The sequence below is a fragment of the Sporosarcina koreensis genome (genome assembly GCF_001531445.1).
In the GTDB taxonomy this organism is placed as follows: Bacteria; Bacillota; Bacilli; order Bacillales_A; family Planococcaceae; genus Sporosarcina; species Sporosarcina koreensis_C.
Window position 1 is genome coordinate 1 of sequence record NZ_LQYA01000025.1, and the last position, 12,078, is coordinate 12,078.

Genomic DNA, 12,078 nt, shown 5'->3' on the forward strand with positions numbered 1-12,078 from the left:
ACATCTGCATTTCCTGCGTGAGGTAAAATAGGAGAAGTGACAGAAGTCGTACTCGTCGTTATCGCGATTGGAATCCCTTCCCACCGCGTATTTGAATGGATAGGCAGCGTCGGTATTTCCTGTTCAGCTGACGTTTCTGCCTTGGACTTTGCAACTTCAGCAACTTGTTTCATAGGACTGGCAACAGCTACTTGAGGAACTTCGTTTCCTATAAATATCGTTTCTTCGTCTACTATTGGGTTGGTAGGCTCCAAGACTTCCGAGATATCAGTCGTAGAAACCATTTCATGATCGTGTGTTTCTTTATTGTATTTATGGGAATCAAAAATCGGTTGTCCACTCACTTCGACAACCTGTTCAATAGCAGGGGGCATATCATCTTCATGCGGAAGTGCCGCCTTATCATTCTCTTGTGGAACAACTGGCTTTTCATTCTCTTGCGGAAGTATTGGAATCTCGGTGGTCTTTTCAGCTGATTCAACCACCTCTTCAACTTCGGCACTTTCAATAGAATCACTCACCGTTTGAGTTGTTTCATTGACGACCTTGCTCACCTCATCCAGTATCGGCATTATAACAGGCACCTCTGGCAATTCCTCGACAATCTCAGTCACTGCCGAAGTCGTAGTTTGAACCGTCTCCACCGGATTTTCAACAACCGGTGCGACATTATCGACCGTTCCCTCAACAAAATCAACCGTATGATTAACAATCTCCGATACCGGCCGTTCTGTAGCAGGGTCAATAAGCGTTTCAACTGTATCCTTTGTAAATGACACGACATCCTGCACCGTTTGATCCGCACCCTCTACAGCAGAACCGACAACACCCCCAACCGATTCAGTCGTCTCTGTCACCGTCGATTCCACCTTCTTCAACACTCCGGACAAAAGGCCTTTTCCGTTCCCTCCGTCCTCTTGAGCATGAGCGACAGCAGCAACCGGGAAAATGAACAAACAGAAAACGAGACTACTATAGAGAAAGACCCTTCTCACATAAGTCACCTCCTTCGGATACACCCACCAAATTCAAAAAACCCCATCTCCTCTCAAATACCCGGCTAACAAAGAGCTAAACAATTTGTGCTACCTCTCCCCCTCCGCTTCGTCGCTGCCTGTGCATGGTGCATTTATGACAATTCATCACCGTAAATAAAAATGCGAAAGAAAGCCAATGACATCTTGATATCATTGGCTTCTTCTTTTCTCATATGCAATTGTAGTTCATAATCTGAATTGTTCGCTGCACAGGCACCAGCTTGGGAACTTTTTTATTCTGCCTGGTAATCTGCTAAGGATTCTTCCACTTTCGTTGGGTCTGCTATTAGCTCGTTGCCGGTGTCGACTAACGGGCTTACGGTTGAGTAGGCTTTTTTCTTATTCCCTTGGTAATAATTCAAGAACTCGTCTTGGTTGAGGGAGTAGAGTACGGCTTTTCTCAAGTTTTCGCTTTTCGCGACTGCGCGGTCAGCTGCATTGAATAGCAAATAAGTGACGGCATTGCTATCATTCTTTTGCAACACTAACTTATCATCATTCTCAACGAGCTCATATTTTGTTTCCGGCACTCCGTTGAAGAGGTGAATTTCACCGTTGCGCAATGCAGATAGTGAACTGTCTGCATCCTCAATAAAACGGACGATCACGTTTGAAATTTTAGGTTCGAATTCACTGCCAACACGGTACGCCGGATTTTTCACGAAGTCGGCTTGGTAGTCGTTCTTTTTCACAAGGATGTATGGACCGCTCGCATACAGATGGTTGTCATAGCTAGCGCCTTCCGTCACAGTGCGCTGATCGCCGTACGGAATGTCTTTATTCACATCAAACGCCGCCACGTCGTACGTATTGATACTCTCCACTTGCTTTTTCGACACAATTCCTGCTGATTGGTGCGCCAAATAGTTCAGCACTTGCGGGAACGGTTCGTTTGTCGTCACTTTCACGACTTGATATTTCCCTGCACTGCTATCCGCAGCTGTTTTATCCACAACAATCTCCGTGATGTCAGCTTCAAGCCCTTGCTCAAGCGCCTCAAGAACCGAACCTGCACCGCCAGATAACTTAGCATCTTCCAGCTCAGCAAGATCCGTCACAATTTCAACATCCTTCATGCTTTCATGTAAACTATATGTTCGATGATCCGGCACCGCATCCCTATCTTTCGCGCGGTTCAATGAAAATACGACATCATCCGCACCAACACGCTCCCCGGTGTCAACCGCTTTGCCATCCGCCACTGCCGCAAAATTAATATCATCGCGGAGAACGAAATAATAATCCTCGTTGCCTTCTCCAATCGCATAATTGTACGAAAGCGATCCATCCGAAACGACGTGGTCATCATCCGTCAAGTTGACGAGACGTACATACATATTCGTGTTCAACGTATTGATTGAGCCATCATTCCCTTTAATCGGGTCAAGGGACGTCAACGAACCAATCGCCTGCTGGGTGATCAATGCATCCGTATCACGCTTCGATGCATCATTGAAATCGATTGTCTCCCATGCAATTGCCCGCGATTTCGCAAGACGGACTGTATCCGGGTTCAACACATTTTTATTGACCCCTTGCGCTTTGAATGAAATATAAAGCGGCGCAATATACGCTTTCTCTCCAACGATCCGCTGTTCAAGCTGCTTATACGTCTCTATAAATTGTTCAGGCGTTTCCGTACTCGCTCGATCAATCAACGCATCCACTTCCGAATCGTCAATATTGCTGTTGTCACCATCCGATTTGAACAATGAACGAACCGCATAATCCGGGTTCCCAGTCACAGTCGTCCAGCTCGACAAAGCAATGTCAAAATTCCCCGCATCCCGTTGTGCCTTGAAGCTGCCGTAATCCGGCTGGATATTCAATTTCACGTCAAAGCCATTTTTAATCAGCTGGTCCCGGACAATGTTCATATCATCCTCACCAGCACTCGTTCCAAGCAACTCAATCGTCACTTTTCCGTTGCCCCCGCCTTTTGTATCTCCGCCATCCTTCTCACCGGACACTTCCGATTTCGTTTGCACACAGCCTGCCAACACAACGATAAGCGCAAGCATAATGGTCAACAATTTTTTCCCCATCATCAAATCTCCTCTTCCACATGTATTTATTCAACCGCCAATGACAAACCGCCAATTCTATCAATCAAGACGTGGATCAAGCGCATCCCTCAGCCCATCTCCCAAAAAGTTGAAGGAGAGTACGAGTAAGATAATCGCGAGCCCTGGAAAAACCGCCAAATACGAATGAGATTCCAAATACGTGCTTCCGACCCGCAAAATATTGCCCCATTCCGGAATATGCGGCTCCACGCCGAGTCCTAAATAGCTCAAACTGCTCGTCGCAATCACTGCCCCTCCAATCGTCAACGTCGATTTGACTATCATCGGCGCCAAAGAATTCGGCACGACCTGTTTGAAGATGATCGACAAATCCGATGTGCCAAGAGCGCGGGCAGAATCGACGAAATCGTAATTCGACACCATCAATACGTTCGCCCGCATCGTCCGGGCATACGTCGGAATCGACCCGACACTGAGCGCAATAATCAAGTTCGTCGTATTCGCACCGAATGCAGCAATGATTGCAATTGCAAGCAAAATCCCTGGAATCGCATACAGCACATCAAGCAGCCGCATGATCACATTATCCGTCCGGATGCTATAATAGCCCGCTATCCCGCCAAGGAATCCGCCAACGACAACGGGAATGGCCGTCGACGCAAAGCCGACGAGCAGTGAAATCCTTGCACCGAACACAATTCTTGAAAACACGTCACGCCCAAAATTATCCGTGCCGAACGGGTAAGCCAAGCTCGGCGTCTGTAAAATATTGCCGTAATCATTTTCAACCGCAAAATCATAATCGAATGTAAAACGGCTAGTCACTGAAATTGCCAGCATGAGAATAATGAAAAACAGCCCGAACACAGCCATCGAATTCCGCGTAATCTTCTCCCACATCACATGCCACTTTAAAATACGCGAATGGTCGTTACTAATTGATTTCAACAACAAGCTCCATCCTAATAAAAGAGCGAAAAGATTGCCCGTCACCGCGGTGAGGAGAACAAAGACAGCGATCATCGCCATCGACCGCGGAGCATCCGTCTCCCTCACCAACTTCGCCACGGCAATCAAAACGGCTGCATGGAAAACCGTGATAACTAGCAAAACGGCCATCGATACAAGAAATGTGTCGGTTACATACGGTTTAAACATATTCATTGCTGAAATTGCGATGACAAATAGTTGCGTCAAAAACATATACACGGCAAAAGTGTATTCCGGCGTCTTTCGCTCATTGATGAGATTGAATGCTGCCGCAGCGGCAAAAACATTGCCCGACACCAAACTCAATAACTGCACATACCCAAGGCGGCGAGTCTTTTTTTGAATCGCGCCAGTGTCAAGCAGATCCCTCTTCATCCTCCGCGTAATGAAAAGCTGCAAGAAAGTCGTAGCCAAATAGGCAATAAACATAGCGAACACTAACGAATTCATTTCCCCGGTTGTAAACGAGAAACTGTTCACGAGAAAAATCACCGAAATGATCAGCGAAATGATCCATGTGAAATTCGCTTGCGGGTATTCCTTCGATAAAACCAATGCGTGTCGATTGTGCAACTTCTCTTCCATATTTTCACCTGCTTTACGATTGTTTCATCTTCGAACGGATACGAGGGTCAAGGAATGCATACAAAATATCGATCAACAAATTAACGAGCGAAATCGTAATCGCGATATAGACGACGCCCCCCATAATGGCAGGAATGTCCGGAATGAACTGCTTATCGACGATATAACTGCCGATCCCTTTAATATTGAACACTTTCTCCGTTACTGCTGCGCCGCCGAGCATCCCACCAAACATCAGTCCGATGACGGTAATAACCGGAATCATCGCATTCCCGACCGCATGCTTCCACAACATTTGGCTCTTCGTCAGCCCTTTCGCTCTTGCGGTAATAATGTAATCCTCGTGAATGATTTCGAGTAATGACGATCGCATCATCCTCGCAATCGATGCAGTGAGACCAGTTCCCAGCACAATAACCGGCATGATCATCGACAAAGCATTTCCCGGGCTATAAGTGGCAGGCAGCCAATTGAGCTTGATCGAGAAATTCAAGATGAAGATGAGGCCTTGCCAAAAGTTCGGAATCGACAAGCCGATCAGCGCGATGAACATGAATGTAGTATCCAAAAACGAGTTCGGGCGAGTCGCAGAAAAAATGCCGACCGGGATGGCGATGACGATTGCCATAAGTACGGAGAACATCGCAATCGTAAACGTAATCGGGAATTTATTCGCAATGCTTGACGCTACATCCTCGCTTCCGGCAAACGAAGAACCGAGATCGAACGTCGCAATCCCTTTCAATGCATTCCATAGTTGCTGTAAATAGGGCAAATCCAGCCCATGGATTTGGTTGAATGCGGCAATTTGCTCCTGCGTTGCCGATTCGCCGAGGATATTGGAGGCCGGATCGAATGGCGAAATATAGAGAATGGAAAAAACGAGAATCCCTACACCGATAATGACGAACACGCTTTGGACGAGCCGTTCCATAATATATTTCAAAAACGGATTGCTGATCAACAGCAGCAATACATACATGAAGACGCCCGGCACGAGCGAAGCGATGAGAAACATTGGTCGTTCAAGGAGAGATAAGAAGTAAGTGTAATAAGTCACTTTTCGCACTCCATGCCTTCCTTCGGTCCGTAGCATAACTTCTTCTTTAAACCGTTCATCCACCAACTTTTCCGCCTGTCTATGAATCTCTTCGTTGCTTAGCTTCTCCTGGAAGAATGCCGCTTTACACAACAATTGTTCCTCAAATGCTTCAAAATAAATCACCCTGCGACCTTCATGTGCCAGCTCCTGCTCGACATCTGCCATCGTTGCTTCGTATGTATCATCTTTTCTCTTCAATAAATAAAAGAGATAAACAAGTAGATGGAGAGGCACCCCCGTCATATAGAGCAAAAACCGATACATGGACTTTCCATGCGCCTCTTCAAACGTTCTTTTGAGAATGGCGAATACGCTAACTTTCATTCGATATCACCTTCTTTCTATATTGTATAATTCCTATCGGTATACTATACTATATTCAAACATCAAGTTGGTGTCAATTTAGAATTTTCATTTTGATGCCGATAGGGGGTTCTACATGTCGGATACAGTGTTGCGTGTAACGGATTTACATGTTTCATTCGCACGGAGAGAAAGAGATTTCAATGCGGTACGCGGGGTGAGCTTCGAAGTGAAGAAAGGGGAAACACTAGGCATTGTAGGGGAATCCGGCAGTGGAAAAAGCGTCACTGCGCGCTCCATCATGCGCCTGCTTCCATCCCCTCCATCCTATATGAAGCAAGGCATCATCGAATTCCAAGGAGAGGACCTCTCTTTAAAGACAGAAAAGGAAATGGAAAGCATCCGAGGGAAAGAAATCGGAATGATCTTCCAAGATCCAATGACTTCTTTAAATCCAACTATACGGGTAGGGAAACAACTTACAGAAAGCCTAGTGAAACACAGAGGTTTATCAAAGGGGGAAGCAAAAAAGGAAGCGATCGAGCTGCTTACACTCGTTGGAATAAAAAACAGTGAAACGCGCTATAACCAATATCCACATGAATTCTCAGGCGGCATGCGCCAACGTGTGATGATTGCCATCGCGCTCGCGTGCAGACCTTCCCTCCTCATTGCGGATGAACCGACGACAGCACTGGACGTGACAATACAAGCGCAAATTTTGGATGTAATGAAGAGCATGCAACAACGATTTGACACGTCCATTATTCTGATCACTCATGATTTCGGTGTTGTAGCGAGGATGTGCGACCGTGTCGCCGTCATGAAAGATGGGGAAATCGTGGAAACCGGGACGACGATCGACATATTCGAAAACCCACAACATCCTTATACAAAGAAACTGCTGAACGCATTGCCCCGCCTCGATGAAAAGAAGAAGCCGAAACGCCCTCCACATAGTAAAGCGGGTGTGGATACATCGATTCCACTTGTCCAAGTGGAATCCTTACGACAGTATTTCGACAGCGGAAAAGGCGAGTTAACGAAAGCGGTCGATGATATCAGCTTTCATATCCGACCAGGAGAAACATTGGGACTCGTAGGCGAATCAGGATCAGGCAAATCGTCGACAGGCCGCGCCATCCTGCGGCTCGATGAACCGACCGGAGGAGACATCCTTTACCAAGGAATGGCCATTAACCGCTTCTCCCCGCAAGAGATGAAAACGATGCGGCGCCATATGCAAATGATTTTCCAAGATCCCTACTCATCCTTGAATCCGCGCTTCAAGGTACTTGACATTATCGGGCAGGCACTCGATATCCATAAGTTGAGCAAATCAAAGGCACAACGGAAAAAAAGAGTGGAGGAGCTCCTCGTAATGGTCGGCCTCGAACCGGAGCACGCCACGCGGTATCCACACGAATTCTCAGGTGGCCAGCGTCAGCGCATCGGCATCGCCCGCGCCTTGGCAGTAGAACCCGACTTCATTGTCTGCGACGAACCATTATCCGCACTCGACGTCTCCATCCAAACGCAAATTGTCGAGCTGCTTGAGGATCTGCAACACCGGCTCGGTCTTACCTATCTATTCATCGCCCATGACCTATCGATGGTGAAACATATCAGCGACCGAGTCGCCGTTATGTACGCCGGCAAAATCGTCGAACTGGCAGAAAGCGAGGAATTGTACAGCAACCCATTGCACCCATACACAAAATCCTTGCTCTCCGCCATCCCAATCCCCAACCCGCGCATCGAAGCAAGCAAAAAGCGACACAACCCGGAAGAAGCCACAACAAGCGACCGCTACAACCTACAAAACGCACAACTAGTAGAAGTAACCACTGGTCACTGGGTAGCCCAAATTATCTAGGTGCCTGTGCAAGATGCATTTATGACAATTCAATTAAAAGCACAAAAACGTAAACAAAAGTCAGCCAACTATTTACATGGCTGACTTTCCAATTGAACATTATTCAATCGATATGAATAAACTGAATTGTTTTTCGCACAGCCACCGGATAAAAATGACATTATTATGAACATAGTAGATATGTAGTAGATAAAAAGTCTCCCCTGCGATACGATAAAACAAAAGGAGACTGTTCAAATGAATAATAATAAAGCTGTTGTTGTACCAGAAAATCCAGTATCACGGTTTTTATTTAGCGACTCACGCTCAGGACTCATATGGTTGATCATTCGTTTGTATGTTGGTTTTGCATGGTTAAAGGCAGGATGGGGAAAAATAAAGAGCGATGCCTGGACAGGCGAACATGCCGGAACTGCGATTCAAGGTTTCATTAATGGAGCATTGGCGAAAGCGCAGGACGGTGGAGATGTTTCCGGATGGTATGCTTCTTTCTTAGAAAACACCGTATTGCCCAACGCAAAACTATTCGGCTTTGTCGTTGCGTACGGTGAACTCTTGGTCGGCCTTGGCCTCATTTTTGGACTACTCACTGGAATCGCCGCCTTCTTCGGAGCCTTAATGAATGTCAGTTTCTTATTTGCAGGGACATTAAGCACAAATCCGTTGCTGTTCATCTTGGCAACATGGCTAGTGCTTGCATGGAAAGTAGCTGGTTGGTACGGTCTCGATCGTTGGGCGCTTCCGAAGTTGGGAACACCTTGGACTCGGAAAAAATCCATATAAACTTCCCAGGAAATAAACTGAATTGTGTCGGCGCCTGTGCAAGACGCATTTATAAAAATCCAATATTGCGGCTGAAAACACAAAAGGAATCCAATGATATCTTCTTATCATTGGATTCCTCTTTTCTTTTATGCAATTTCAGTGCATAATCCGAATTGATTGTTGCACAGGCACCTCAGAAACCAGCTACGAAGCGTTCACTTCCACTCCGGCTTTTACTGTTTTCCTCCTAGATAAAACAAAAGTTACTGCGAGTAGAAGTACAATCGCCAAGATAAGTGTATATGCACTTCCCGTAAATCCTGCTACAACAAAGCCGACGAACGCGACAGATGCGTTCAACGCTGCATAGGGAAATTGTGTTTTGACGTGATCGAGATGATCCGCCCCCGCCCCTGTCGATGAAAGGATGGTCGTGTCCGAAATCGGCGAACAATGGTCTCCGAAAATCCCTCCGGATAATACCGCCCCGATGCATACGAAAAGATGGGCATCAAGTGAAACCGCCATCGGAATCGCAATCGGTAACATAATGGCGAACGTTCCCCAAGATGTACCGGACGCCAAGGACATAACGGCACCGACAACAAATAGTATGGCTGGAATGATGAATGCCGGCACGTTCCCTTTCGTCACTTCGACGATGAATGCAGCCGTCCCCATTTCCCCGATCACCTTTCCAAGTGACCATGCAAGAACAAGCGTCACCGCCACGTACACCATCTTCTGCATACCGGAAGTATAAATATCGAAAATCTCATTGAATTTCTTTACTTTATAGATAATCATAAGGATGACAATTGTAATGGCCGCAAACAGATATGCCGTACTAAGCGCGACGCGAAAATCGCCGCCTGGAACCGGCGTGACCGGGAACCCTTTTGAGATGAGCAGACCAAACAATGTAACGAATAAAACAAGAAGCGGTAGCCAAATAAGTATTGTGCGGCTGCCAGTTGTATACTCCTTCATTTCCTCCGCCTTCCTCAACGGCTTCGACTCAGGCCAATAAAGCTGGCCCGTCTGGCGTACACGATTTTCGGCTTTCGCCATCGGTCCAAAGTCAAGCTTCGTAAAGGCAATCAAAGGCACGAGAAGCACCGTCAGAATCGCATAAAATTGGAATGGTATCACTTGGATGAGCGTACTGAATTCGGAGTCGGCGATGCCCAACTTATCGAACTCCGCACGGATCAACCCCATAATATAAACGCCCCATCCGATGAACGGCACAAGAACGGCTACCGGTGAAGCAGTGGAATCGATAATCCACGCGAGCTTCTCTCGGGATAATTTCACTTTATCGAAAATCTTTTCAAAAACGGGACCGACAATGAGCGGCGTGCCCAGATCAGAGAAGAAAATGAGGATCCCCCCGAACCAAGCTGATATTTGTGCATTCGCCCGCGTTTTTATATATTTTACCGAAGCAGCAGCAAGCGCCGCTCCACCGCCCGACTTTTCCATAAGGGCGACAAAGCCCCCGATGAAAAACAAAAGGACAAGCACAGCTGCATTATAACTATCCGTCAGCTGTGGAAATAAATAATCGCCAATCACACCTGTCGTGGCTGTTAGCGGATTACCGCCGACAAGCAGAACCACACCAACGAAAACACCGGAAAATAATGATATAATAACATTCTTCGTAACAATCGCTAGAATAACCGCAATGAGCGGAGGAATTAACGATAACAACCCCATATGTTCCATAGACCCAAATCCTTTCGATATATAATAATACGATTGCATAATTATACATATAAAGTTTTTAATATGCAACATAAATTTTAGCTATTGTCCGGTGTATTGTGTCGGTGCCTGTGCATGGTGCATTTATGACAATTCACGGATTTGGATAAAAACGCATAAAAAAGTCAATGACGTGTCGCTGTCATTGACTTATCTTTTTCTTATATACAATTGTAGTTAATAGACTAAATTGTGCCGGCGACTGTGCATGATACATCTATGACAATTCCACGACCTGTATATAAATACACATGAAAGCCAATCAAATATTGACCTGATTACCTTCTGTTACTATATTATACAATTGTAGTGTATAATCTGAATTATTTTCTGCACAGGCACCGCTTCAAAGCCTCTCAACATCTATGCGCTTTATACCATTCATCCACCAATCCAATTACATATCTTGCACCATTATTTAGGTTTTCCACTGAAATATGTTCGTGAACGGTGTGAATGTTTCTGAAGCCGTTTCCTAGTGTAATGCAATTTAGGCCATTTTCATTAAGGACATTTGTATCCGCACCGCCCAATGTTCTTGTTACGTAATGTTCCACGTGAATGTTTTCAGCGGCATTAATTGCATTTTGGACAAGTACAGAGTCGGATGGGGAATGGAAGCCCAAATACTTCTTCTCAATTCGGACGATCGCTTCCCCGCCGTAACTTTCCGCAGCGTTTGCCATAACGTCCTTGATAACTTGAATCTGTTGATCTAGGCCATCTTTATGGAAACAACGGATTTCCCCTACCAATTCAACTTCACCAGGTATGATGGATGACATCTCCCCGCCATGGATCGTTCCGATATTGACAAGCGTATCTGGATCCAGTTGGCCTAATTTCAAATCCAATATCGCTTTTGCGGCAATCTGGAATGCATTGATGCCTTCTTCGGGATTAAGTCCGATATGCGATTGCTTGCCTTTTACTTCACAATAAAACCGGCTGCTAAACGGTCCTCGCTGAATTATTTGGCCGATATCGCCACTGCTATCGAAAATATAGCCATCTTTACTCTTCACCTTGGAATAATCAAGATAAGTTGCACCCACCAAGCCAGGCTGTTCATTCACGGTCAAGACTAGTTCAATCGGTCCGCAAGCCATTCCCGATTCCTGTATAACACGAATTCCTTCCAAATAGGCAGCCAGTGCAGCTCTGTCATCTGCTCCTAAAATCGTCGTTCCGTCCGTATAAATGACACCATTCCGAATGATCGGCTGCAGCCCTTCCGTAGGGAGTACCGTATCTAAATGCGTCGAGAAAAACAAAGGCGTTGTCGTCGGGTCCGTCCCTTCCCAATAAGCTACGAGATTTCCGCAGTCACCACCAAAGTTCTTATGCGCGTTATCGAATTGTATAGAAAAACCAAGTTCCTCGAGAATCGGAACAATGAAATCAGCGACCGGCTTCTCGCTTCCACTCGGACCGTTGATTTTAGCCAATTCCAGAAAACTTTCCAACAGACGCTTTTCATTAATAACAATTTCTTTATTCATACAATCATTTCCTTTCCATAACTATCAGCTGAAGAAATTAATAAATCCAAGAATGATCGGGATATACAGTGCATCGACTAAAAAAGCGCCGACAATTGGGATGATTAAAAACGCAGTTGGA

General features: G+C 45.9%; 8 protein-coding genes. 2 read left to right on the forward strand and 6 right to left on the reverse strand.

Going from position 1 to position 12,078, the window contains the following annotated elements; genetic code table 11:
* The 4 genes from AWV70_RS05370 to AWV70_RS05385 form a co-directional block, all read right to left on the reverse strand.
* The coding region (locus AWV70_RS05370; RefSeq protein ID WP_153009905.1) for a hypothetical protein at window positions 1–995 on the reverse strand (995 nt) is incomplete at its 3' end.
* A 275-nt stretch (window positions 996–1,270) separates the two neighbouring features.
* Window positions 1,271–3,085 (reverse strand): ABC transporter substrate-binding protein, encoded by a 1,815-nt coding sequence (locus tag AWV70_RS05375; RefSeq protein ID WP_060204979.1) that lies wholly within the window; start codon window positions 3,083–3,085, stop codon window positions 1,271–1,273.
* A gap of 57 nt (window positions 3,086–3,142) precedes the next feature.
* On the reverse strand, window positions 3,143–4,639 hold the full coding sequence (locus tag AWV70_RS05380; RefSeq protein ID WP_060204980.1) for an ABC transporter permease: 1,497 nt from the start codon (window positions 4,637–4,639) through the stop codon (window positions 3,143–3,145).
* A 13-nt stretch (window positions 4,640–4,652) separates the two neighbouring features.
* Window positions 4,653–6,065, reverse strand: a complete 1,413-nt coding sequence (locus tag AWV70_RS05385) for an ABC transporter permease (RefSeq protein ID WP_060204982.1) — start codon at window positions 6,063–6,065, stop codon at window positions 4,653–4,655.
* 115 nt (window positions 6,066–6,180) lie between these two features.
* On the opposite strand from AWV70_RS05385, the gene AWV70_RS05390 reads away from it, so the two are divergent.
* Together AWV70_RS05390 and AWV70_RS05395 are read left to right on the forward strand one after the other, a co-directional pair.
* Window positions 6,181–7,920 carry an ABC transporter ATP-binding protein gene (locus AWV70_RS05390; RefSeq protein ID WP_060204984.1) on the forward strand — a complete coding sequence of 580 codons (1,740 nt, stop codon included), beginning with the start codon at window positions 6,181–6,183 and terminating at the stop codon, window positions 7,918–7,920.
* Between the two features lie 237 nt (window positions 7,921–8,157).
* On the forward strand, window positions 8,158–8,703 hold the full coding sequence (locus tag AWV70_RS05395; RefSeq protein WP_060204986.1) for a DoxX family protein: 546 nt from the start codon (window positions 8,158–8,160) through the stop codon (window positions 8,701–8,703).
* Between the two features lie 186 nt (window positions 8,704–8,889).
* Here AWV70_RS05395 and AWV70_RS05400 read toward each other — a convergent pair whose 3' ends face one another.
* The gene (locus AWV70_RS05400) at window positions 8,890–10,416 is read right to left on the reverse strand and encodes a Na+/H+ antiporter NhaC family protein (protein WP_060204988.1); all 1,527 of its coding nucleotides are present in this window, start codon (window positions 10,414–10,416) and stop codon (window positions 8,890–8,892) included.
* 395 nt (window positions 10,417–10,811) lie between these two features.
* Window positions 10,812–11,957 (reverse strand): M20/M25/M40 family metallo-hydrolase, encoded by a 1,146-nt coding sequence (locus AWV70_RS05405; RefSeq protein WP_060204990.1) that lies wholly within the window; start codon window positions 11,955–11,957, stop codon window positions 10,812–10,814.
* Between the last annotated feature and the right edge of the window lie 121 nt (window positions 11,958–12,078).

Bases quoted from the DNA above. Each gene is read 5' to 3' on its own strand.
- AWV70_RS05405 (WP_060204990.1), bottom strand. From the start codon at position 11,957: ATGAATAAAGAAATTGTTATTAATGAAAAGCGTCTGTTGGAAAGTTTT.
- AWV70_RS05380 (WP_060204980.1), bottom strand. From the start codon at position 4,639: ATGGAAGAGAAGTTGCACAATCGACACGCATTGGTTTTATCGAAGGAA.
- AWV70_RS05400 (WP_060204988.1), bottom strand. From the start codon at position 10,416: ATGGAACATATGGGGTTGTTATCGTTAATTCCTCCGCTCATTGCGGTT.
- AWV70_RS05375 (WP_060204979.1), bottom strand. From the start codon at position 3,085: ATGATGGGGAAAAAATTGTTGACCATTATGCTTGCGCTTATCGTTGTG.
- AWV70_RS05390 (WP_060204984.1), top strand. From the start codon at position 6,181: ATGTCGGATACAGTGTTGCGTGTAACGGATTTACATGTTTCATTCGCA.
- AWV70_RS05395 (WP_060204986.1), top strand. From the start codon at position 8,158: ATGAATAATAATAAAGCTGTTGTTGTACCAGAAAATCCAGTATCACGG.
- AWV70_RS05385 (WP_060204982.1), bottom strand. From the start codon at position 6,065: ATGAAAGTTAGCGTATTCGCCATTCTCAAAAGAACGTTTGAAGAGGCG.